The organism is Actinoallomurus vinaceus (assembly GCF_039542055.1).
GTDB lineage: Bacteria > Actinomycetota > Actinomycetes > Streptosporangiales > Streptosporangiaceae > Actinoallomurus > Actinoallomurus vinaceus.
Window position 1 is genome coordinate 342,478 of record NZ_BAABHK010000002.1, and the last position, 23,323, is coordinate 365,800.

A 23,323-nucleotide genomic window follows, 5' to 3' on the forward strand; every position below is an offset into this window, starting at 1 on the left:
ACCTCGGCAGCGTCGTCCCCAGCCCCTCTCGCAAAGACCCGGCCGCTGCGGAGTCAGGCTCCGCAGGCGTTGCACGCGATATTGGCGGTTTGAGTACCGCCTACTCATGTGCGGCACGGTCCGTCGTCCGCACGCTTGTGCAGTGACCGACGGATCCGTGGAACGGAGGAGTCCCAGTGACGGTCTCGCTGCTGGCCCTTGGGGTGGCCGTGCCGCTCGTCGTGCTCGGCCGGTGGCTGCACAGGCGCCGCCGGCGGCCGCTGGACGTGTCGACGCCCGCACCGGCGTTCCAGGTCGTCGCGCTCGGCCAGCAGGGATCGGGCAAGACGCTGCTGCTGGCGAGCATGTACCACGCCCTGCGGGTGCCCAGCGGTCAGTGCTACTTCCTCACCGCAGCGCACGACGACGTGGCGCGGCTGAACCGGTGGTTCACTCAGATGGCGGACGCCGCGTCGCCGGACTGGCCGCACGGCACCGCGAAGGGCGAGACACGGCTCTTCAGCTTCGACGTCAAGACCCGTACCGCCGGCTCCATCGCCACGGTCCTGCGACTGAACTACCTGGAGTACGCCGGGGAACTGCTCACCGAGCTTCAGGAGCCGGGCTCCACCGCCAAGGATGAGCTGTACGCGCGCATCGAGTCGGCGGACGCGTTGATCGGCGTCATCGACGGGTACAGCATCCGGCTGTACGTGGACGGCCACCCCGACGGCATCGTGCGGCTGCAGGAGACGCTGAGCGCGCTGATCCCGGCTGTGATCGAGGCGTCCTGCCCGGTCAACTTCGTCATCACCAAGTGGGACCTGCTGACCGACCTGCACCCGGACGAGAACGTCCGGCTGGACATGGTACGCAACCACTTGATCTCGAACCCGCAGTTCCAGGCGCTGGTCAACCTGCACAGCACCGGGCGGGTTGTTCGCCTCATACCGGTCAGCGCGGTCGGCCCGGGATTCGCGCGGATCGGGCCCGACGGCGAGGTGGTCAAGATCCCCCAGCGCGAGATACGGCCGGCGAACGTCGACATCCCGCTGTCCGCCGTGCTGCCCGACCTGTTCGAGCAGGTCGAGGCCCGCCTCAACCAGGAGACGCTCACGGCCCTACGCGCCGAGGTGCGGCGGCGGACGTTCATGGATCCGCTGCAGGCGCTCGCCTCCTTGGCGGCCTTCGCGGGTCAGACGGCCGGCCGGGCCGTGCTGGCCTCGTTCGGCGGCTCGGCGGCAGCGCTGGTCGGCGACTCGCTGCTCGGCATGTTCCTCGACGCCCGCGCCGAGCCTGCGCCCGACCGGCCGACGGGCCTGGCCCACGAGTTCGGCGACGCCGAGCGGCGCATCGACCAGTTCCGCCGCGCGCGGCAACGCGTCCTGCAGGAGATGCAGGGCAAGGTGCTCGCGTTGGAGAGTCGGCTGCCGGCCTCCCGGCTGTCCGGCGGTGTGTGACATGACCGGTTCACATGCCTGGCCGTTCCTCGTCGCCCGCGGCCGCGAACGCGGATACCGCACGCTGCTGGCTCCGGACTTCCTCCTCGCCGCCCGCGACCACGGAGTACTGGACGACTCGGTCGTACCCGACGCCGCGTCGGACCGGCCGAGCGTTGCCGAGATCGTCACGATGGCCGGCCAGGCGCTCACGGTGGTACACGCGACGCACACCGTGACCGCCGCCGACGTGGCAGAGCCCGGGGCCAAGCCCCGCGCGCCGCGGGACCGGCACGGCCGGCCGCTGCGGCTGATCTACGGATTCGTGTGCGTGGACCGGCCCGCCGGCGAGCCGGACCCGGCCGACCTGGCCTTTTGCCGGACGGCGGCGCTCGACGCGTACCGCCGCTTCCTCGCCGACGAAGACGGATTCGAGGTGACGCCCGGACGGGCGTTCACGCCGCGCACCGTCCTCGGACCACGCACCGGGAGGACACGCCACGGCGGGGCCACGGGAGGCGGCACCGCGACCCGCGATGACGCCGAACGGCCGCGCCCGTTCCCGACCCCTGTGGGGATGCTGATCGTCGCGGCCATTCTGCTGGCCGTGTCCATCGCGGCGGTCGGCTGGATCGCCTCGCGCGGTCCCGAGCCGGCGACGCCCTGCCCTACCGCGACCTCGTCGGCGCGCGCGACGAGCGCACGATCGGCAGGCGCCTCGACGGGGCCGTCTCCGCAACCGCGCAGGCCGCCCTGCCCCACCGCGCCACCGTCGGGGCGGCACGCCGGCTGACCGGAGCGATGCCACCGTCAGGCCGGGTGACGCTGGCGGATCACCGGCGATGACCGACAGTGATGCACTGCCGGTCATCGCCGCGATGCTTGCTTGTTCACCCGCCATAGCGGTTCGGTTCGGCGCATGGACGGGCCGCCGAGGGCGTCCCGTCTCGGACTATCCGCGAAGCTACCGGACGGTGAGGACGGTACGCGCGTAGTGGGTCAGCGGCGTGCCCGCGGTGTCGGTGGCGGCGAGGATGAGGTGGATGGTCTGCCCGCGCTGCGCGTCGGCGGGGACGGTCACCTGTGCGCACGGGCGGTCGGCGTTGGTGATCGTCACCGCGCCGGGGAAGGTGCCCGCGTCCTGGTACTGCGACCACTGCACGGCGACAGGCTCACCGTCGGCGTCGTGGGCCAGGCCGCACACGGTCACCTTCGTGCCGGCGCGGACCTGCCGGGTGGCGCCGGTGAGGAGCTTGACCGTCGGTGGATGGTCGACGGCCCGGCCGGGTGGCGTGACACTCCATTTCAGACGGTTGGCGAAGTCGTTCTGCGCGGCGGGGATCCACCGGGTCCAGTCGTAGGAGCTGATCGCCTTCCCGTCGGGGCCCAGGTCGGAGGCCGCCGAGGTCCACAGGTTCGGCGTGGTGGTCTTCTGGACCAGTCGCCCGCCCCAGCCTCCCCAGGTCGGGTCGGGTTCACTGCGCAGGCCCGTGTCGATCAGGTTCATGAAGGCGACGGTGTCGCCCTCGGACAGGAAGTCGTACTGCTTGCGGGGCGGCAGCCACTTCGGCGGATTGCCCAGATCACCGAAGGTGTCGAGCGGGTCGCCGGGCGTCGATCGGCCGTCTCCCCACACGAAGTACTGCGCCCCCAACGGCCCGACGTCCAGGACGTTCTTCTTGGTCCAGTCGGCGCCGAAGTAGTACTGCCACTGCGCCGGCACGGGACTGCGGCCTTCGAAGTAGTAGCCCCACGCGCTGTAGCCGCCGCTGACGTCACGCACCTGCAGCTTCGGCCAGTTGGGCGCGATGTAGCCGGTGTAGGTGAGGTCCTGGAAGCCGCTTGCCACGATGACGGCCTTGGCCGAGACCTTGTCGTAGATGCGCTGCCACCGGGAGGTGCCCGCGTACTGATCGTGGATCGACTGCAGCGCACGCGCGATCGTGTTGGTACCTCCCCACGCCTGCAGGTAGAGCGGCCGCGGGTCGTCGTCCAGCAGCAGCTTCTTGATCAAGTTCGAGCCGGCGGTGTCGTGCGACATCTCGCCCTCGAAGTCGACGTTGCCGAGCTTTGTCTTGCGCAGCAGTTCTCGCGGAGAGGGGTAGTTCGGGTCCACGGCGCGAAGATTGTCGTACACCAGTGCGTACTGCTTGAGCAGTCCCTGGATGATGGTGTTCCCGGTCCACCGCCAGGAAGTCTGCGGCGTGTTGTACTCACGGCGTGGGTTGGGTGACAGGAACGGCGTTCCCTTGCCGTCGCCGGCCCAGTGATACACCGAAGCGGTGTAGACGATTCCTTGGGTGTCGAACTCGTCGGAGTAGAGCAGGTAGCGGATCAGGGAGTCGTAGTCGTCCTGTTCCATGTCGGTGGTGACGACCGTGCGGGGCTTCTGCTTGTCCGGGTGGAAGACGGGCGTGGCGTCCGTCACCGCCGCCGACGCCGCACCGCCCGGCACGATCACGCCGGCACCGGCGATCGCCAGCGCCGCCGCGCCTGCGACGGCGGCGCCGATCCACGCGTGTCGTCTGCCGCTGCCGAACCATGTGTTCACGGGTACCTTCATGCACCCTCTCCTTGCTGTGGATGGAAGGTAGAGTCGCGCTTCTACTTGCCGTACAGGGCCTGCAGTTTGGCGAAGAAGTCCGCGTACATCAGCCTGGTGTCGACTCCCTTGTACACGCGGATCTTGCGGCCACTGTCACGAGAGGTGTAGGTGCCATCGGCGTTGAGATGGGGGGCGTACATGGTGTCGTAGGGGCTGCTGTAAGTGGCCGACTTGTCCCATGGCGAGGTAAGCGCCGTGAGAAGGACCAGAGGTGAATCGCCCAGCTGGTATACCTCGCCGAAGTTGATGCGCTTCGCGAAGCGCTGGTAGTAGTCCAACTGATTCCGCCACAGCCAGTGGCCGATGTCGTCGGCGGTCGCGACGTACTGCTGCAGCTCGAAATCCGACACCATGCACATCGAGTAAACGTCCGATGGTATTTGCCAGATGGGCATGGAGGACTGATTGAACAGGACTTGCGCCGCCAGCGGGTCGGCGTTGAAGTTGTATTCGGATCCCCCGGCCGGGTAGGGCTTTCCGCCGATCCACACCAGCGTCGCCTTGCCGGCGATGCCCGGTTCCATCAGGTAGGCGCTGGCCACGTCGGTCAGGGTGCCGCCCGCGGTGATGTAGAGGGGCAGGTCGGTGTCGGTGCGCGTGGCCTCGGCGACGATGGCCTTCGCCCCGGCCGTCACCCGCGGCGTGGTGGCGTCTTTCAAGGCGTCGTTGGAGCCGGCATAGGCCTTGACGTCGCTGCGACGCATCAGCCGCAGCATGGTGACGGCGGCCTGGTGTGAGTCCTCAGCCTGATATTTCCCGGTGTCGAAGGGATCGGTCGGCAACTGGGCGTGCGCGCCGACGACCATGCGCACTTCGGTCGAGGGGGACATGACCTGGTGAACGAAGGCGAACAGCCCGTCAGGGTCGGCGCCGAGATCGTTGCTGATGATGACCCGTGCTCGCGGCCCGGCCGGTGGACGAAAGGCGCGCCGCGCTGCCGAGCCGGCCGGCGCCGATTCGGCATCGGCCGGCCCTGCTGCTTCGACCGCGAGAGCGCTGAGACCTGCGGCACCGGCCGTGCCTCTCATAAAAGTACGGCGATTCATGGCATCCCATCTCCGTATGTGGCTGGGGGCGTCGCTACGGTGGCCTTCTCAGGTGGCTTGTTCCGCTGCCGGGTCATGAACCGAGCGCGAAGTTGCTGACCTTGGCGGCGTTGTCCTTGTTGACCAGAACGCAGTCGACGGACTGCTTTTCGGGCTGGCCGGTGGAGCCGGTCTTGATGTATTTGTCGGCCTGGTCGACGGCCATCTGGGAGATCTTCGCGGCGGGCTGCAGGACGGTGGCCTTGATGCCGTCCTTGAGAACGGACGAGACCACGTCGGGGCTGCCGTCGAAGCCGGTGACGATCACGTTGGTCTTCTTCGCGGCCTGCAGCGCCGCCCAGGCGCCCAGCGCCATGGTGTCGTTGCCGGCGATGATGCCCTTGACGTTGGGGTGGGCCTGCAGCATGGTCTGCACCTTCTGCAGCGCCTCGGTCTGGTCCCAGTTGGCGCTCTGCTGGGCGACCATCTTCATCTTCGGGAACTGATCCAGCACGGAGTGGTAGCCCTTGGACCGGACGCCGGCGTTGGTGTCGGTCTCCTTGCCGGTCAGCTCGAAGTACTCCCCGGATTGGCCCATGTCCTTGGCGAACTCCTGCGCGCCGAGGGTCGCTCCCTGGGAGTTGTTGGAGACGATCTGGGCCTTGGCGACCCCGGTGGAGTTGATCTCACGGTCGATGAGGAAACTGGGGATCTTGGCGTTGCCGGCCTTCTGCAGTGCGGTGACCGTGGAGTCGGCACCGGCGTTGTCGAGGATGATGGCCGCGGCCTTGCGGGAGATGGCGGTGTCGATCGCCTGGCTCTGTTTCGTCGGGTCGTCGTCGTGGCTGAGCACGAGCGTCGTGTAGCCGAGCCTCTTGGCTTCGGCGTCGGCGGCCTGCTGCTCGGCCTTGAAGAACACGTTGTCGGGTGACGGCGTGACGATCACGATCAGCTTGGACCCGCCGGCGGAGGTGCCGCTGCCCGAGGAGGACTTCGAGCTGCCGCAGGCGGTGAGGCCGAGGGCGGCGGCCACGGTGACGACGGTGAGGCCGATGATGGGCCGGTGGCTGGGGAAACGGCGCATGGTCGGGCTTCCTTTCAGGCGGAATGACCCCAGGGAGGGCCTGCTGAACCGGCGGGGTGGGACCGGCTTGGGTGAACGGCTGGGTGGAAGGAGCTCTGCTAGGTGGTCATGCGGGTCTTGACCCGCTCCTGGGTCTGCTCCAGGACGACGGCCAGCACGATGACGGTGCCTTTGACGACGAGCTGCCAGAAGCTGGAGACGCCGACCAGGACGAGGCCGTCGCTGAGGAAGCCGATGACGAACGCGCCGACGAGGGTGCCGATGATGCTGCCCTTGCCGCCCGCCAGCGCGGTGCCGCCGAGGACGGCTGCGGCGATGGCGTTCAGTTCGTACGTGGTGGCGGTGTCGGGGTAGGCCGCGCCGAGTTCGGAGGTGAGGATGAGTCCGGCCAGCGCCGCGCACGCCCCGGAGATGATGTAGACGGCGATCTTGATGCGGGAGGTGCGGATGCCGGCCAGTTCGGCGGCGCGTTCGTTGCCGCCGACGGCGTAGACACGACGGCCGAACGGCGTCCGGGTGGTCACGATGATCGCCAGCGCCGCGACGACGATCATGATCCAGATGGCGACGGGCACCCCGATCCAGCTCTTACCGCCCAGGACGTTGAAGCCGGTGTTGTGCCGTGCGGGCGTCCCGGCGAGATTGGGGAAGGTGCCGCCCTTGCTGCGCAGATCGGCCAGCCCGCGGGCGGCGTACAGGACGCCGAGGGTGGCGATGAAGGGGGCGACCTTGAGCTTGGTGACGAGCAGACCGTTGATCGCTCCGACCGCGGCGCCGATCAGGATTCCGATGACGATCACCATGACGGTGGAGAACCAGACGGTGTCGCCGCCGGGCAGCTTCAAGCCCTCGTACAGCAGCCCGCCGGAGATCATTCCGGCCAGTCCCGAGATGGAGCCGACCGACAGGTCGATGCCCCCGGTGAGGATGACGAAGGTGACGCCGATGGCGAGCAGCGCGGTGATGGATACGTGCTTGCTCATCAGCAGCAGGTTGCTGGTGGTCAGGTAGTCGCTGGAGATCAGGCTGAACATGATCACCAGGGCGACGAGAACGATGAGCGTCCGGCCCTGCAGGAGGATCATCGCCAGTCGTGTGCCGCTGCCGACCCGGTCTGCCGGCGCGGCCGGCTCGGCCGCTGCGCTGCCCTTGGCCTCGGGTTCAGTGCTGGTGCTCATGGGCTCACCTTCATGACGGTGGTTGAGGCGGAGGCGTTGACGAGCGCTTCCTCGGTGGCCTCGCCGCGGGGCAGGTCGGCGGTGATGCGGCCACGGGCCATGACGAGGATCCGGTCGGACATGCCCATCACCTCGGCCAGCTCCGAGCTGACGAACAGCACGCCCAGGCCTTTGTCCGCCAGGTCGCTCATGATGCGGAAGATCTCGGTCTTGGCACCGATGTCGATGCCGCGGGTCGGCTCGTCCAGCAGCAGGACCTTGGGGTCGGTGCGCAGCGCGCGCCCGAGGATCACCTTCTGCTGATTGCCACCGCTGAGCTGGGTGACCTGGGCGTCGACGCCGGGCACTTTGATCCGCAGGTCCTTGACCTGTCCGGTCGCCACCCGGCGTTCACGCGCCGGGGAGAGCAGCAGGTGCCGGGTGAGGGTGTTCAACGTGGACAGCAGCAGGTTCGCGCGGACCGACAAGGCCTGGACGAGTCCGTCGCGCTGTCGGTCCTCCGGGACCAGCGCCAGGCCCAGCGCCAACCGGCCGGAGACTCTTCCGTCCACGGCCCGCCGCCCGTCCACCTGGATCGTCCCGGTGTGGTGGCGCATGCCGATCAGGGCTTCCATGAGTTCGGTGCGGCCCGCGCCCATGAGCCCGTAGATGCCGACGATCTCTCCCGCTTTGACGTTGAAGCTCACATCGTCGACCAGCGGGGTCGGTTTGCCGGGCACGGACAGGTTCTCGACGGCGAGCAGCACGTCACCGGTCCGGCTGGCCGAACGCGTGAACAGGCTGTCCTGGGAACGGCCGACCATCTGCTGGACGATCCAGGCGGTGTCGGTCCGATCCATCGACGCCTCGGCCACCAGAGCCCCGTCGCGCAGGACGGTGACGTAGTCGCCGATCCGCCGGAACTCCTCCAGCTTGTGGGAGATGTAGATGACCGTGACGTTCTGTTCCCGCAGGTCGTCCATCACCTCGAACAGCACGTCGACTTCGGCATTGCTCAGCGCGGAGGTCGGCTCGTCCATGATCAGGATCCGGACGTTCTGGGACAGCACCCGTGCGATCTCGACCAGCTGCTGCGAACCGATCGGCAGGTCGCCCACCAGCGTGTCGGGGTCGATGTCCTGCCGCAGCCGCGCAAGGGCGGATCTGGCCCGGCGGCGCTGCTCGGCGACGCTGGTCAGATGCGCCCGGTTGTGCAGCTCGCGGCCGGCGAAGATGTTGTCGGCGACGCTGAGGTTGGGAAACAGGCTGAGTTCCTGATGGATGATCCCGATCCCGTGGGCCAGGGCCTCACGAGGTGTGGGGAACTCCACCGGCTCCCCGTCCAGCAGGATCCGGCCGCCGGTCGGCTGCTCGGCGCCGCTGAGGATCTTCATCAGCGTCGACTTGCCCGCCCCGTTCTCCCCCACCAGCACGTTCACCGCGCCGGTACGGGCTTTGAACGTCACGCCGCGCAGCGCGTGCACACCGCCGTAGGACTTGGTGATCTCCTCGGCCACCAAGGCCGTCGGCTCAGTCGACGGCGTGCCTGCCGCATCACTCGCAGCCGGGGTCCCAGACCGGGAGGCGATCGGCGTCTCGGCCGGATCGGTCGGCTCGGTCACGAGGCCACCTCCAGCGTGATGGGCGTGATCATGACGCTGGCGGAGCTGAGGAGCTGGAACGCTCCAGTAAAAGTGACCTTCTTACCTTTGATCGAGTTCAAGTCGACGCCGCGCAGAACGGTCGCCTTGACCTTGGCGTTGAGTGCGGTGGCGGCGTCGGCGTAATCGATCTGGTTGGTGAACTGGCTGAAATCGATGAAGCCGACGGCGTCGCGGACGGCGGTGCCGACGAATGCGGGCCCGGCGGCCAGGTTCACGTCGGTCTTACCGACGCCCGGGACGTCGAGTTGGACGCTGCCGACCGCGTTACCGCTGGTGACACCGGTGACGGTACCCGTCCCTTTGATCAAGAACGAGTAGGGCGATCCAGCGCCGGCCTGCTTTCCGTACCGAGCACTGGCGCCTTTCTGGTCGGCACGCAGCGCCGGCAGGAGAGTCGCCGCATCGACGGCGCCCTTCTGCGCGGCAGGCACGACCTTGGAGGCCCAGATGCCGTCGGCGTAGGAGGTCGCGTCGAACTTCTTGCCGCCGCCCGCCCCGGCGGCCGGGCTTCCGGCCTTCTCCACGACATAGACGCCGGGGACCCCCGAGCAGGCCGCCAGCGAAACGGCGAGCACCACCATCACAACAGGAAGCAGGAGCGTGCGGTTCAGCGTCCCGCGCCGGGTTTTCGCTGTGTGAGTCATCGCCTCACCCTCGACGGGAAGTTTGAATATTTATTCACGATCTGTTGTCTATGCCGAAATTAACGTAGGCGAAATCTGGTGTCAACCATGTACGGATCACGACCTGATCTCGGGCTACCAGGTCGAATCCCCACCGTCTGGCTGCGTGCGCCCTCCAGCGATGTCGTGAACCCGCCGCCGAGCGACGGGGATCGCAAGCCGTACGCCGTCACCCGTGTGATCAGCGCACGGCCGAGGGAAGCGGCTGCAGGCCGTGCGGGACCACGCTCAGGCGGCGCACGCGCGACTGAGCAGCGAAGGCTGAATGGGTATTCTCGTACCGCGCGAGTGCCGGCGGGCGCTGTGTGTGCGGCCGAAACCCGCCCCGGCGCAAGGCGTAGAGAGCATTCGAGGACGTGGGCGACCGCTGCGGCTTCGCAGGCGATGACGGCGTGGTCGGCTGAGGTGTGGACAGAGGAGCGCTAGGCATCATGGACGGCCCCGGGGCGATGAGCCTGAGCGACATCCCATCGGATCAGATCCGGCTGTTGACCAAGGTCGCGCGGATGTACCACGAACGTGGGATGCGTCAGCCGCAAATCGCCGAGCAGTTGCACATCTCCCAGCCGCGGGTGTCGCGGCTCCTCAAGCGAGCAGCCCATCTGGGCATCGTCCGCACCACCGTCATCACCCCCCGCGGTGTCCACGCCGACATCGAGGAACAGATCGAGCAGAGATACGGCCTCAGCGAGATCGTCGTCGTCGACACCGGTGACCAGGCGGACGAGCACCAAGTACTGCCGGCGCTCGGCTCGGCCGCGGCGGCCTATCTGGAGACGACGCTGATGGGCGACGAGCGCATCGGGGTGTCGTCATGGAGCTCGACGCTGCTGGCGACCGTGGAGTCGATGAGCCCCCGGCCGACGCCGGTCACCGACAAGGTCGTCCAGATGCTCGGCGGGGTCGGGAACGTGACCGCCCAGACGCAGGCCACCCGCATCACCGGGCGGCTGGCACAGCTGACCGGCGCAACCCCGGTGTTCCTGCCCGCTCCCGGTCTCCTGGCATCCGGCGACATGCGAGAGATGATCGTCACTGATCCCAACATCAAATCGGCGCTGGCGGCCTGCGAAGACCTCACCATGGCACTGGTCGGCATCGGCAGCATCAAGCCCTCCCCGCTGCTTCGCGAAAGCGGCAACGCCTTCGCCGAAAGCGAGCTTCCCGAACTACGCGCCGCCGGAGCCGTCGGCGACGTGTGCATGCGGTTCTTCAACGAGCGCGGCGAGCACCTGCAGACCACCCTCGACGAACGGGTCCTCGGCATCGATGCCGACACCCTGCGCCGGGTGCCTCGCCGGGTCGGCGTCGCAGGCGGGGCCCGTAAGCACACCGCCATCCAGGCCGCCCTGCTCGGCGGCTGGATCAACGTCTTGATCACCGACTTGCAGACCGCGCAGTGGCTGGCCACGCCCACCGGGCCGGCCAGCCTCCAGCCCACCGGCTGACCCCCGGCACCCGAAGGCCCGCGCGGTCGGGCAAGACGGCCTGCGGGCTGCCGTGGTGACCGCGATGGGCGTCACGCCGCGCCGCGGTGTCGAAGAACGCATGACCTGCGGCGCTGCATCCCACCGGCCCGGCCACCGTCCGCTCCCCTGTCACGTCGCCGTTGACACTACTGATCACGCCAACGTAACGTATTACTAGTCGGCCCTGAATAAATAACACACAGGATTGGGTGCGAACGATCAACGACGACCCGGCTCGCCGGTCCGACGGCGGGTGCGGCGCTCCCCGCCGGTTTGATCGCCGGGATGCGGCCGCGATCCGGGAGTCGGACCGGCCGTGATCAAGTGATCGCGGTCCAGGCATAGGGCGTACCGCGCCCCGCACGGCATCTGAACGGGGAAAGGACCACATGCTGACCACCGACGACGCCCAAGCCGAGCACTATCTGCGGCTACGGCGGCGGCTCGCCGACGGCGACGTCGCCGACGTCGCCGCGACGCTCGCCGAACTCGCCCGCCAGGTACGCCAGGCCGATCTCGCCATGATCCGGCGGGCCGGGCTCGGCCACATCGGCAGCGACTTCTCGGTCATCGACATCTTGGTCACGCTTTACGGGGCGGTGATGTCAGTCGATCCACGCGCCCCGCTGGCAGCCGACCGGGACCGATTGATCCTCAGCAAGGGGCACACCGCGGGAGCGCTCTATGCGGTCCTGGCCCAGTGCGGCTTCTTTGCCGAGTCGGCGCTGGAGACCTTCGCCGGGCCGCTGTCGCCACTCAACGGCCATCCGAACCGCACCAAGGTCCCCGGGGTGGAGACCAACACCGGCCCGCTCGGCCACGGCTTTCCCGTAGCGGTCGGCGTGGCGCTTGCGAGCAGGCTCTCCGGCTCCGGCCACCGCACCTTCGTCATCTTGGGCGACGGGGAACTGCAGGAAGGCAGCAATTGGGAGGCGGCCATGACCGCCGGCCACCACAGGCTGTCGGCGCTGACCGCGGTCGTGGACCGCAACATGCTGCAGCAAGGCGCCCGCACCGAGGAGACCAAGCGGTTGGAGCCGCTGGCCGACAAATGGATCAGCTTCGGCTGGGATGTCCGCGAATGCGATGGTCACGACCATCGCGAGCTGCTGGCCGCGTTCGCCCCCGCCGTCGGCGACAGACCGGTCTGCGTCATCGCTCACACCACGAAAGGCAAAGGCGTGTCGTTCATGGAAGACCGCGTCGAATGGCATCACAAGGTCCCGTCACAAGAGCAGGCCACCACGGCGTTCGAGGAGCTCGCGCGATGACCGACACCGTCGCCGCCGCGCCCCTGTTCGATTGCAGGAAGGCCTTCGCGGAGGAGCTGATCGCCCTGGCCACGGCCGATGAGCGGGTCGTGGTGGTCTGCAACGACTCGGTCGGCTCAAGCAACCTGGTGAAATTCCGGGAGTTGTTCCCCGACCGACTGATCAACGTCGGTATCGCCGAGCAAGATCTGGTCGGCGTCGCCGCCGGGCTGGCCAACGGTGGACTGCTGCCCTTCGTCAGCGCGGCCGCGCCGTTCCTGACCGGCCGCGCACTGGAGCAGATCAAAGCCGACGTCGCCTACAGCCACGCCCGCGTCGTGCTGTGCGGGCAGAGCCCGGGCATGGCGTACGGGGAGCTGGGTCCCACCCACCACTCCATCGAGGACCTGTCGTGGATCCGGGCGGTCGCCGACCTGCCCGTGATCGTCCCCGCCGACCCCGCCGAGACACGGGCCGCAATACGCTGGGCGGCCGCACACGACGGCCCGAGTTTCCTGCGGATCGGCCGGTTCGCCGTTCCCGCGGTCCACCCCGACGACATCACCTTCCAGCCCGGCCGGTCCCGGCAGCTGACCGAGGGCGATGATGTGACCGTGATAGCCGTCGGGACGATGGTGTCACGGGCGGTGGACGCGGCCGCGCGGCTGAGAGATGAGGGGATCGCGTTGCGGGTGATCAACATGGCCTCCATCGAGCCGCTCGACGAGGCGGCCGTGCTCCGCGCGGCCTCGGAGACCCGCGGCGTCATCACCGTGGAGGAGGCCACCGTCACCGGAGGACTGGGCGCCGCGGTGGCCGGCCTTCTCAGCCAGCAGCGGCCCACCCGGATGAGAATCCTCGGCGTGCCACGCACCTTCGCGCCGACCGGCAGCACCGAGTTCCTGCTGACCCACTTCGGCCTCACCGCGGACGGCATCGCCGCGGCCGCCCGGCAGTTGGCCGGCGATGGCCCGCGGTGAAGTGATCCTCGCCATCGACCAGGGGACCAGCTCCACCAAGGCACTCCTGGTCGATCGGCACGGCCACGTGCTCGCCTCGGCATCCGCGCCGCTGGGCCAGACCCATCCCCGGCCCGGATGGGTCGAGCAGTCGCCGGCCGAGGTCTTGGCGAGCGTCACCGCCGCGACCCGCAGCTGCCTCGACGGCCACGACCCCGCCCTCGTCGCCGCGGTCGGCATCAGCAACCAGCGCGAGTCGATGCTGCTCTGGGAACGCTCCACCGGCGAACCGGTCACTCCCATCATCAGCTGGCAGGACCGGCGTACCGCGGCGCGGTGCGCGTCCCTGGTCGCCGACGGGTTCGGGGAGACGGTACGGGACGTCACCGGGCTGCCACTGGACCCGATGTTCTCGGCGACCAAGGGCGCCTGGCTGCTCGACCACGCCGACCCCGACCGCAGCCGCTCCCGCAATGGTGATCTCTGCCTGGGCACCGTCGACTCCTGGCTGTTGAGCCGGTTCGGCGGCGAGCACCTCATCGAGATCGGCAACGCCGCGCGCACCCAACTACTCGATGCCCGCGCCGGCCGGTGGGACCCGGGGCTCCTGGAAGTGTTCGGCATCCCATCACAGGTACTGCCCCGCGTCGTGGCCTCCACCGGACCGTTTCCCACGGTTCGCGGCCTGCCGCCACTGCCGGACGGCGTCCCGGTCGCCGCCGTTCTCGGCGACTCTCACGCCGCACTGTTCGCCCACGCCGGATGGCGGCCCGGCCGGGTCAAGGCGACGTACGGCACCGGCTCATCGGTCATGGCGCTCTCCCAGGACACCACCGCGGCCGACACCGGCCTGTGCCGGACCATCGCATGGGCGACCGGAACCGAATCCGGCGCCATCGCGCACGCGGTCGAGGGCAACATCCTCTCCGCCGGGTCCACGCTGCGCTGGCTCGCCGAGACCGTGGGCCGTACCCCTGCGGAACTGGCCGACCTCGCCGACGGAGCGAGCAGCGACGGCGTGCACCTCGTCCCCGCATTCGGCGGCCTGGCCGCCCCGTGGTGGGACAGCAACGCCCAGGCCACCCTGGTCGGCATGACATTGGCCACCAGGCTCCCTCAGATCGCCCGCGCCGCGCTCGAGTCGATCGCCTTCCAGGTCGAAGACGTCGTCGCCGCGGCCGGCCCGCATGAGGTCCTCCTGGCCGACGGCGGCGCCGCCGCCAACCCCACCCTCATGCAGATCCAGGCGGACATCAGTGGCCGCAAAGTCCACCAGTCCCTGGTGAGCGACCTGTCGGCGATCGGCGCCGCGCACCTGGCCGGCCTCACCTGCGGACTGTGGACACAGAGCGAACTGGAAGAGTTCGACCGGCCCGTCCGCGTCTTCTCCCCCCGCACCGGCGCCGCGGAACGCCGGCGCACGCGGACCGCATGGCACCAGGCGGTGGCACGCGCCCGCGCCACCGACCAGCCGACGTGCGACAAGCCCACCGATCCCCCACTCACAGGAGGCACTCCATGACGACCAGCCCCTCGCCCCAAGTCACGCCTGAACCGCTGTACGGTGCCGGGCTGTGGCACTTCGGACAGTTCCGCGACCGTTACGCCACCGACGGGTACGGGCCACCGGTCACCACTCTGGAGGCCATCGACCGGGCCGGGGAGGTCGGCAGTCTGTCGGTCGTCGACATCAACTACCCCTTCAACCCCGCCGAACTGGACATCGCCGCCGTCGAGGACGCGCTCAAGGCCAACAACCTGCGCGCCATCGCCCTCACCCCGGAGATCTACACCCGCACCTTCTGCCGAGGCGGCTTCACCAACCCCGACCCGAAGATCCGACGCGAGGCCATCGAACTGGTCAGCCAGGCCGCCGACCTCACCCGCCGGCTCGGCGGCGACTACGTCAAACTGTGGCCGGGCCAGGACGGCTGGGACTACCCCTTCCAAGCCGACTACAAGGCCCTGTGGACGATGTCGATCGAGGCGGTCCGCGAACTCGCCCAGCGCCACCCCGACCTGCGCTTCGCCATCGAGTACAAACCCCGCGAACCCCGCAACCGCATGACCTTCTCCTCCGCCGCCCGCACCCTGCTGGCAATCGAGGAGATGGACGTGCCCAACGTCGGCATTCTGCTGGACTTCGGGCACTCTCTGTACGGCCTGGAATCGCCCGCCGACGCGGCTCAGATGATCATGGCTAGAGACAAGCTGTACGCCATCGACGTCAATGACAACTTCCGCGGCTGGGACGACGACATGGTCGTCGGCTCGATCCACCTCGTCGAAACCCTCGAGTTCTTCCATACGCTCGTCCAGGCGAACTGGCAGGGCGTCTGGCAGCTCGACCAGTTCCCCTTCCGGGAGAACTCCGTAGAGGCCGCCCGCGCCGGCATCGAGGTGATGCGCACCATCTGGCGCGCCCTGCAACTCCTCGACACCGACGCCCTCGCCGACGCCCAGGCCCGGCAGGACGCCCTCGCCGCCCAGCGCATCGCCCGAGCCGCGCTGCTGAGCGCCCAACTCGACGGCGAACGCCGATAACACCGGCCGCCGTTCGGGCTCTGCCGCCGGCCGTGCGGCACGGCGTGAACGAAGCCGTGATGTATCCGACCGGCAGACGGTGACGGGGCGATCGCCGGTGCCGCGGGCGCCGGCGACCGCCCGTCCGGTCAGCGGGTCAGCACTGGCCGTCGGCCAGCACCCAGTAGTCGGTGCCGGTCTGCTTCAGCGTGTGGGTGGTGTAGGCGTTCCACAGGCCCATGGCGTCGTTCGAGCCCTTGGCGTAGGTGTAGCCGCCGGACTGGTAGGCGCGGCCCGCGGTGGTGTGGGCGTAGTTGCTCGCGGTCACGCAGACCGGCGTGGGCGTCGGGGTCGGCGTGGGCGTCGGGGTGGGCGTGCCGCCGCCGGTCCCGGCGCCGAGGGCGTGCACCATGTTCATGATCGTTTCGATCTGCTTCCCGCCGTGCGTGTCGTAGGAGGCGTCGTTCAGGTACCCCCACCAGTTCCAGCAGCCCTGCGGGTTGCCGTCGGTGTAGCTCGTCGCCGTCGCCTGGGGATACAGCACGATCATGTTGTTGGTGTCGGCGTACTCGTTGAGATAGGTGTCGGCGATGAACTTGTCGCCGACCGAGGCGTTGTCGTAGCTCTGCAGGCAGCCGTGCAGCGCCACCATCAGCACGCAGCTCGCGCCGCCCGCGCAGCTCGACGGCACGTACGCGAAGCCGGTGGTGCCCATGCTGATGGAGGCCGGGGTGGCTCCGCCGGGAACGTACGTCTTCTGGTCGAAACTGATCATCTTTCCGGTCGGCGTACCGGAGGCCGGCGCCTTCACGCCGCCGAGCAGCGTGCCGAGCATCCGGCCCTCGGGGTCGTCGCCGCAGTTGTTGAGGTACGGCGTGTAGCTGGAGTTGCAGGGGTTCGGGCCGAGCGGGCTGACCCAGGAGTGCCCGGCCTGGGAGGTGTTGTCGTAGGTCACGCTCGACCCGAAGTGGGTGTAGAACGACGCGAGGTCGTCGGTCACCGACCGCGCCACGGTCGTGTCGTTGCCGCCGTGGTACACCCACACCTTCTGCCCCGACAGGCCGCCGATCGGGTCGATCCGGCCCTGGCTCGACCGGCTCGACGCCACCTGCTCCAGCTGTGCGAGACCGTCGCTGGAGCTGTTGCCCGAGCAGGCGTTCAGCGCGGTGGTCAGGTTGTCCTGGGCGCAGTCGTACGGCCCGGCGGCGAAGATGCCGGTGCCCTTGAAGGTGCCGGAGTAGGCGACGTGCAGCTGGGTCGCCATGTAGCCGCCGGAGGAGATCCCGGAGGTGTACGCGGCGCTGACGTTGTACTTGGCCAGAGTGCCGGGGGTTGGGGACGGGGTGGCCGCCATCGCGGCCGTGGTCGCCCCCGCGACCAGGCCGGCGGCGGCCAGCAGGGGCAGGAGCCGGGGGAATCTCACGGTGAACCTCCTGGTGGGGCGGGACTCGCCACCGGTACGGCATGGCGAGGGTGGGGTCCAGGAACGAGCGGGGTGCGCCGGGCGCGAGGGCCCGCCGCGAGGCGGCCCCGGCCGGGAGCCGGTCAGCCCGTGAGGGCGCAGGCGTCGACCACGTCGCCGGACGCCGGGCGGGGCACGGTGACGCTCGGCGGGGCGGGCCGGCCGCGCGTGGTCCAGTCCTCCAGCGCGGCGAAGGCGCTGTGGAAGCAGGGCAGGATCGGGCGGAGCAGGTCCGGGTGGGCGTCGTACAGGCCGTCGACGTGGTTGCCGCCCTCGATCCGGTAGTACCGGTGCAGGCGGCCACGGCCCCGGTCGCGGATCAGCCGGTCGTAGACGTCGGAGTCGGTCGCGATGGGCAGCAGCGAGTCGAGCGTGCCGTGCAGCGTGATCAGCGGTCGGCCGATCCGGCCGGTGAGCTGGATCCGCCGGACCGCCGCGTGCACCGACCGCGGACGGGCGGCGTAGTCGTAGTCGGCGTCGCAGCCGGGCGTGCCGGAGGCGCAGAACGGGGTGCCGGCCTCGACCGGCGCACTGTAGGACGGGTCGAACTCCTGCCGGTAGATCCGCTGGGTGAGGTCCCAGTAGACCTTGTCGTGGAAGTCCCAGAGGGGTTCGGAGCCGGCCGCGAAACCGGCCTTCAGGATCGCCGCGTGCGCCCGCTCGTCACCCGTGGCGGCGTAGGCCGGGTACTCGCGCAGCGCGGTGGGCAGGGACGTGAGCAGGTTCGGGCCGTCCGCGCGCCACAGCGTGCCCTCCCAGTCGACGCCGCCGTCGTACAGCCACGGACGGTTCTCCAACTGCCAGCGGACCAGGTAGCCGCCGTTGGACACGCCCGCCGCGTAGGTGCGGCGCGGCGCGCGGCCGTACCGCTCGGCGAGCACGTCCTTGGCCGCGACGGTGAGCTGGGTGACCCGGCGGTTCCACTCGGCGATCGCGTCGCCGGGCCGGTTTCCGTCGCGGTAGAACTGGGCGCCGCTGTTGCCCTTGTCCGTCGCGGCGTAGGCGTAGCCGCGGGCGAGCACCCAGTCGGAGATGGTGAAGTCGTTGGCGTACTGGCGCCGATTGCCGGGGCTGCCGGCGACGACCAGCCCGCCGTTCCAGCGGCGCGGCAGCCGGATCACGAACTGGCTGTCGTGGTTCCAGCCGTTGTTCGTGTTGAACGCCGAGGAGTCGGGGAAGTAGCCGTCGATCTGCTCGCCCGGCACGCCGATGGGGTTGTGCGCCCCGGCCGGCTGCAGCCCGGCCCAGTCGGCCGGCACGGTGTGGCCGGAGGCCACCGTGCCGGCCGTGGTCAGGTCCTCCAGGCAGACCGAGACCTGTTTCTCGGCGCCCGGCACGGTGACCGACGGGCAGGGGGCCGGCTGCGCGGCCGCCGGTCGCGCCACGGCGGACGCCATGGGCGACACGCCGATCACCGCGGCGGTGCTCATGGCGAGCAGCTGACGGTTGGTTCGCATGAGGGCCTCGGGAAGGTGAGCGGAAGCACGAGTGCCGTCATGGTGGTCCTGCCCGGCGGTGCCGTCGACGGTTCCCGCGCCCACATTCGGCGCGGGCGTTGTGTCGGCGGGCGCCATGCGCGCGGCCGGCCGGCTCCCCCGACCTAGCCGGCCCGCAGCGGCGCGCCGGTGGCCGCGCGCACGTCGTCGGCGGTGACGCCGGGCGCGGTCTCGCGCAGCACCAGGCCGTCGGCCGTGACGTCGACGACGGCCAGGTCGGTGATGATCCGGTCCACCACGGCGCGCCCGGTGAGTGGCAGCGTGCACTCCTCGACGATCTTGGGAGAGCCGTCGCGTGCGGTGTGCTCCATCAGCGCGATGACGCGCCGCGCCCCGTGTACGAGGTCCATGGCACCCCCCATGCCTTTGATCATCTTTCCGGGGATGCTCCAGTTCGCCAGGTCGCCGCGGGCCGAGACCTGCATCGCGCCGAGCACGGCGGCGTCCAGCCGCCCGCCCCGGATCAGCCCGAACGACAGCGCGGAGTCGAAGAACGACGCGCCCGGCAGGGTCGTCACGGTCTCCTTCCCCGCGTTGATCAGGTCCGGGTCCTCCGTGCCCTCGACGGGATAGGGGCCCACGCCGAGGATGCCGTTCTCGCTGTGCAGCACCACCTCCACGCCCTCCGGCAGGTGCTGCGGAATCAGTGTGGGCAGCCCGATGCCGAGGTTGACGTACGCCCCGTCCGCCAGCTCGCGCGCCGCGCGGGCGGCCATCTCCACCCTGGTCAGCCCGGTCATCGGTGCCCTCCCGGCAGCACGGTGCGCTTCTCGATCGGCTTGGCCACGGACCCGACGGCGACCACCCGGTCGACGAAGATCCCCGGCAGGTGGACCTCGTCCGGATCGAGGCGTTCCACCACCTCCTCGGCCTGCGCCACGGTCACCCGGGCGGCCATCGCCGCGAGCGGGTTGAAGTTGCGGGCCGACTTGTCGAACACCAGGTTGCCGTGCCGGTCCGCGCGCGCCGCGTGCACAAGGCCGAAGTCCGTGCGGACGGCCTCCTCCAGCACGTACGGGCGGCCGTCGAACTCGCGGATCTCCCGCGGTGGCGAGGCCACCAGCACCCCGCCGTCCGGGCCGTACCGCCACGGCAGCCCGCCGTCGGCGACCTGCGTGCCCACCCCGGCCGGCGTGTAGAACGCGGGGATTCCGCAGCCGCCCGCGCGCAGGCGTTCGGCCAGGGTGCCCTGCGGCACCAGCTCGACCTCCAGCTCACCGGCCAGGTACCGCCGGGCGAACTCCTTGTTCTCCCCGACGTAGGAGGCGGTCACCCGTGCGATGCGGCCCTCCCGTAGCAGCACGCCCAAGCCGTGGTCGTCGACCCCGCAGTTGTTGGAGACCACGTGCAGGCCCGTCGTACCCCGGTCGAGCAGCGCACTGATCAGCTCCATCGGCACACCGCACAGCCCGAACCCGCCCACCGCGAGCGAGGCCCCGTCCGGGATGTCGGCCACGGCCTCCCCCGGCGTGCTCAGCGTCTTGTCCATGTTCCACCTCCGTGTCGGAGGCAGACCGTAAGTGGCCAGTGCGCGGGTTCCTACGTCGCCGGCCCACACATCCGCGCGCCGACCTGTGTGACCGCCTGGTCCGCGCCGGGGTGGTGTGCCCGCGCCCCACACCCACGGCGGGGAAAGTGGTCGCCCGCCACATGGATCTCGGGATGCCGCGCACCTAGTGTTCCCCGTCACCTGACCTGGTCAACGTTTCTTAACACCCAGGTGACCGGCACGACATCTGGCAAGGAGCGCGTATGGACGATCCCGTCCGAAGGCCCCTGATCCTCACCGCCCGGAACCTGGTGAAGGAGTTCCGGGGGTTCCGCGCGGTGGACGGCGTCGACCTGGACGTCGCCGACGGCGACGTGCACGCGCTGGTCGGCCCGAACGGCGCCGGCAAGACCACGCTCTTCCATCTCCTCACCGGCTTCCACAAGCCCAGCGACGGCCGGATCCGGCTCGGCGACCGCGACCTCACCGGGCTCGGCCCCGAGCAGGTCGCCCGGGCCGGCATCGCCCGGTCCTTCCAGATCACCAGCCTGTTCGCGCAGCTGACCCCGCGCGAGCACCTGGAGTTGGCGCTGCAGAGCGCGACCGCCCTCGGCTGGCGGTTCTGGCGCTCGGACCGGGCGCTGGCGCGGTTCTCCGGCCGCGCGATGGAACTGCTCGACGAGGTCGGGCTGGCCGGGCACGCAGACGTCCCGGCGGGCGCGCTGGCGTACGGCCGCAAGCGGGCGCTGGAGCTCGCGCTCGCCCTCGCGCTGGAGCCCCGCGTGCTGCTCCTCGACGAGCCGACCGCCGGAATGGGCGTGGAGGACGTCGACCGGACCGTCGCGCTGATCGGACGGATCCGGCAGGGCCGGACCGTGGTCATGGTCGAGCACAACATGAACGTGGTCGGGGCGCTCGCCGACCGGGTGACCGTCCTGCAGTCCGGCACCGTGCTGGTCGAGGGTGCGTACGCCGAGGTCCGCAACGACCCGCGGGTGATCAGCGCCTACCTGGGAGACGTCGATGCTGCGCATTGAGAACCTGTCGGCCTGGTACGGCGAGGCGCAGGTGCTGCGCGACGTCTCCCTGGAGGTGGCCGAGGGGGAGATCGTCACTCTGGTCGGCCGCAACGGCGCGGGCAAGACCACCCTGTTGCGGTCCGTGCTGGGCCTGCACGCCGGCGGCGGCGCGCGTGCCACCGGCCGCGTCGAGTTCCTCGGCGAGGACGTCGTCCGGCTGCCAGCCCACCGGCGGGCGCGCCGTGGGCTCGGCTACGTGCCCGACGACCGGGGGATCTTCGCCACGCTGTCGGTCGAGGAGAACCTGACCCTCCCGCCGGTCGTCGGGCCGAAGCCGTGGTCGCTGGACCAGGTGTACGAGACCTTCCCCCGGCTGCGGGAACGGCGACGGTTCCCTGGCACCAAGCTGTCCGGCGGCGAGCAGCAGATGCTCGCGCTGGCGCGGGTGCTGCGAATGGGCGCCCGGCTCCTGCTGTGCGACGAGCCCACGGAGGGGCTGTCGCCGCTGATCGTGCAGCAGATCGGCACCATCCTCCGCGACGTGAAGGAGCACGGCGTCACCGTGCTGCTGATCGAACAGAACGTGCACTTCGCCGCCACCGTCGCCGACCGGCACTACCTGCTGGCCGAGGGACGGATCGCCCGGTCGCTGGACAACGCCGAGGTCCGCGAACGCGAACACGAGCTCCTCGAGTACCTCGGAATCTGAACACCCCCCGAAGGAGAAGGACATGAAGGCTTTGAACGCCGCGGCCGCGCTGACGGTCGCCGGAGCGCTGCTCGCCGGGTGCGGGGGCGGTCCCGGCGGGGGCGGGGGGAAGATCAGCGACGGCAAGGTCGTCCTGGCGGTGCTGAACGACCAGTCCGGCGTCTACTCGCAGCTCTCCGGGCAGAGCAGCGTCAAGGCGGTGGAGATGGCCATCGCCGACTACAAGGCCAAGTACGGCGCGAAGGCGGTGGCCAAGAAGATCGAGGTGGTGTCCGCCGACCACCAGAACAAGCCGGACATCGCCAACAGCAAGGCGCAGGAGCTGTACGACCGCCGGCAGGCCGACACCATCCTCGACGTGCCGACCTCCTCGGCGGCGCTGGCCGTCGCCAACATCGCCAAGGCCCGCAAGAAGGTGTTCTTCGACATCTCCGCCGGGACGACGGCGCTCGAGGGCGCGCAGTGCAACAAGTACACGTTCCACTACGGCTACAACACCTACATGCTCGCTCAGGGTACGGGTGCGACGGCCACCCAGGGCGGCGCGAAGAACTGGTACATCGTCTACCCGGACTACGCGTTCGGCCAGGACATGAACAAGAGTTTCACCGCGGCCGTGCAGGGTGCCGGAGGCAAGGTCATCAAGAGCGACCCGGCGCCGTTCCCAAGCGACAACTTCTCCTCGTTCCTGCTCAAGGCGCCCGGCCTGAACCCCAAGCCGCAGGTGCTCGGCACGATGGAGGCCGGCGGTGACCTGGTCAACTTCGTGAAGCAGTACAACGAATACAAGCTGCGCGACAAGGGCATCGGGCTCGCCGTCGGGCTGATGTTCATCACCGACATCCACTCGCTCGGCCCGGACGCGCTGGCCGGCACCCAGTTCACCGACCCGTGGTACTGGAACGCCGACGCCACCAACCGGGCGTGGGCCGACAAGTTCCAGGCCAAGGCCGGCAAGCGGCCGTCGTTCCCGAACGCCGCCAACTACTCGGCCGCGCTGCAGTACCTCGAGGCGGTGCAGCGGGCGGGCACCGACAAGTCCGACGCCGTCGTCAAGCAGCTCGAGGGCGCCAAGATCGACGACGCCTTCGGGCACGGCGGGACCATCCGCGCCCAGGATCACCTGCTGCTGCACGACGTCGACCTGGCCCAGGTGAAGGCGGCCAAGGACGTCACCGAGCCGTGGGACTACGAGAAGGTCGTCAAGACCGTCCCGGCAGCCCAGGCGTTCCAGCCGGCCAGCCCCGCCTGCAAGCTCGGCTGAGCGGCGCCCCCGGACCGTCCCGTGACCCGACGCGCCGACGTGGTCGG

The 23,323-nt window shown here is 69.6% G+C and carries 20 protein-coding genes; 10 read left to right on the forward strand and 10 right to left on the reverse strand.

Translation table 11 applies throughout. The features are described from left to right. Positions 1–176: 176 nt before the first annotated feature. The gene (locus ABEA24_RS07745; protein WP_345429972.1) at positions 177–1,439 is read left to right on the forward strand and encodes a TRAFAC clade GTPase domain-containing protein; all 1,263 of its coding nucleotides are present in this window, start codon (positions 177–179) and stop codon (positions 1,437–1,439) included. 1 nt (position 1,440) lies between these two features. Then, positions 1,441–2,211, forward strand: a complete 771-nt coding sequence (locus ABEA24_RS07750; RefSeq protein ID WP_345429973.1) for a hypothetical protein — start codon at positions 1,441–1,443, stop codon at positions 2,209–2,211. A 171-nt stretch (positions 2,212–2,382) separates the two neighbouring features. Here the strand turns inward: ABEA24_RS07750 and ABEA24_RS07755 are convergent, their stop codons facing one another. From ABEA24_RS07755 to ABEA24_RS07780, 6 genes are all read right to left on the reverse strand, one after another. Continuing rightward, positions 2,383–3,981 carry a DUF1593 domain-containing protein gene (locus ABEA24_RS07755; RefSeq protein WP_345429974.1) on the reverse strand — a complete coding sequence of 533 codons (1,599 nt, stop codon included), beginning with the start codon at positions 3,979–3,981 and terminating at the stop codon, positions 2,383–2,385. A gap of 41 nt (positions 3,982–4,022) precedes the next feature. Beyond that, the gene (locus ABEA24_RS07760; RefSeq protein WP_345429975.1) at positions 4,023–5,069 is read right to left on the reverse strand and encodes a nucleoside hydrolase; all 1,047 of its coding nucleotides are present in this window, start codon (positions 5,067–5,069) and stop codon (positions 4,023–4,025) included. A gap of 73 nt (positions 5,070–5,142) precedes the next feature. Then, positions 5,143–6,132, reverse strand: a complete 990-nt coding sequence (locus ABEA24_RS07765; protein WP_345429976.1) for a D-ribose ABC transporter substrate-binding protein — start codon at positions 6,130–6,132, stop codon at positions 5,143–5,145. Positions 6,133–6,230: 98 nt separating this feature from the next. Beyond that, on the reverse strand, positions 6,231–7,310 hold the full coding sequence (locus ABEA24_RS07770) for an ABC transporter permease (protein WP_345429977.1): 1,080 nt from the start codon (positions 7,308–7,310) through the stop codon (positions 6,231–6,233). Next, a complete protein-coding gene (locus ABEA24_RS07775; RefSeq protein WP_345429978.1) occupies positions 7,307–8,911 on the reverse strand; it encodes a sugar ABC transporter ATP-binding protein in 1,605 nt (534 codons plus the stop codon). The genes ABEA24_RS07770 and ABEA24_RS07775 overlap by 4 nt, the downstream gene beginning before the upstream one ends. Continuing rightward, positions 8,908–9,534: a DUF2291 family protein gene (locus tag ABEA24_RS07780; protein WP_345429979.1), complete on the reverse strand. Its 627-nt coding sequence runs from the start codon at positions 9,532–9,534 to the stop codon at positions 8,908–8,910. Before ABEA24_RS07780 ends, ABEA24_RS07775 begins: the two co-directional genes overlap by 4 nt. 533 nt (positions 9,535–10,067) lie before the next feature. Between ABEA24_RS07780 and ABEA24_RS07785 the strand changes: the two genes are divergently transcribed. From ABEA24_RS07785 to ABEA24_RS07805, 5 genes are all read left to right on the forward strand, one after another. Continuing rightward, positions 10,068–11,084: a sugar-binding transcriptional regulator gene (locus ABEA24_RS07785; protein ID WP_345429980.1), complete on the forward strand. Its 1,017-nt coding sequence runs from the start codon at positions 10,068–10,070 to the stop codon at positions 11,082–11,084. 410 nt (positions 11,085–11,494) lie between these two features. Beyond that, a complete protein-coding gene (locus tag ABEA24_RS07790; RefSeq protein WP_345429981.1) occupies positions 11,495–12,376 on the forward strand; it encodes a transketolase in 882 nt (293 codons plus the stop codon). Further along, positions 12,373–13,335 (forward strand): transketolase family protein, encoded by a 963-nt coding sequence (locus ABEA24_RS07795; protein WP_345429982.1) that lies wholly within the window; start codon positions 12,373–12,375, stop codon positions 13,333–13,335. The genes ABEA24_RS07790 and ABEA24_RS07795 overlap by 4 nt, the downstream gene beginning before the upstream one ends. Beyond that, entirely contained in the window at positions 13,322–14,836 is a 1,515-nt protein-coding gene (locus ABEA24_RS07800) for an FGGY family carbohydrate kinase (RefSeq protein WP_345429983.1), read from the forward strand. The genes ABEA24_RS07795 and ABEA24_RS07800 overlap by 14 nt, the downstream gene beginning before the upstream one ends. Continuing rightward, positions 14,833–15,858, forward strand: a complete 1,026-nt coding sequence (locus ABEA24_RS07805) for a sugar phosphate isomerase/epimerase family protein (protein ID WP_345429984.1) — start codon at positions 14,833–14,835, stop codon at positions 15,856–15,858. Before ABEA24_RS07800 ends, ABEA24_RS07805 begins: the two co-directional genes overlap by 4 nt. Before the next feature lie 136 nt (positions 15,859–15,994). Here ABEA24_RS07805 and ABEA24_RS07810 read toward each other — a convergent pair whose 3' ends face one another. The 4 genes from ABEA24_RS07810 to ABEA24_RS07825 all read right to left on the reverse strand — a co-directional run bounded on the left by ABEA24_RS07810 (position 15,995) and on the right by ABEA24_RS07825 (position 20,284). Then, positions 15,995–17,260: an extracellular catalytic domain type 2 short-chain-length polyhydroxyalkanoate depolymerase gene (locus tag ABEA24_RS07810; protein WP_345429985.1), complete on the reverse strand. Its 1,266-nt coding sequence runs from the start codon at positions 17,258–17,260 to the stop codon at positions 15,995–15,997. A 122-nt stretch (positions 17,261–17,382) separates the two neighbouring features. Next, positions 17,383–18,756, reverse strand: a complete 1,374-nt coding sequence (locus ABEA24_RS07815; RefSeq protein ID WP_345429986.1) for a tannase/feruloyl esterase family alpha/beta hydrolase — start codon at positions 18,754–18,756, stop codon at positions 17,383–17,385. A gap of 143 nt (positions 18,757–18,899) precedes the next feature. Next, the gene (locus ABEA24_RS07820; protein WP_345429987.1) at positions 18,900–19,535 is read right to left on the reverse strand and encodes a CoA transferase subunit B; all 636 of its coding nucleotides are present in this window, start codon (positions 19,533–19,535) and stop codon (positions 18,900–18,902) included. Further along, a complete protein-coding gene (locus tag ABEA24_RS07825; RefSeq protein WP_345429988.1) occupies positions 19,532–20,284 on the reverse strand; it encodes a CoA transferase subunit A in 753 nt (250 codons plus the stop codon). Before ABEA24_RS07825 ends, ABEA24_RS07820 begins: the two co-directional genes overlap by 4 nt. A gap of 263 nt (positions 20,285–20,547) precedes the next feature. On the opposite strand from ABEA24_RS07825, the gene ABEA24_RS07830 reads away from it, so the two are divergent. Genes ABEA24_RS07830 through ABEA24_RS07840 form a run of 3 tightly spaced genes read left to right on the forward strand, consistent with a single transcriptional unit; the run spans position 20,548 to position 23,276 of the window. Further along, positions 20,548–21,321 carry an ABC transporter ATP-binding protein gene (locus ABEA24_RS07830; RefSeq protein WP_345429989.1) on the forward strand — a complete coding sequence of 258 codons (774 nt, stop codon included), beginning with the start codon at positions 20,548–20,550 and terminating at the stop codon, positions 21,319–21,321. Further along, on the forward strand, positions 21,308–22,012 hold the full coding sequence (locus ABEA24_RS07835; protein ID WP_345429990.1) for an ABC transporter ATP-binding protein: 705 nt from the start codon (positions 21,308–21,310) through the stop codon (positions 22,010–22,012). Before ABEA24_RS07830 ends, ABEA24_RS07835 begins: the two co-directional genes overlap by 14 nt. 22 nt (positions 22,013–22,034) lie before the next feature. Further along, the gene (locus ABEA24_RS07840) at positions 22,035–23,276 is read left to right on the forward strand and encodes an ABC transporter substrate-binding protein (protein WP_345429991.1); all 1,242 of its coding nucleotides are present in this window, start codon (positions 22,035–22,037) and stop codon (positions 23,274–23,276) included. Positions 23,277–23,323: the final 47 nt, after the last annotated feature.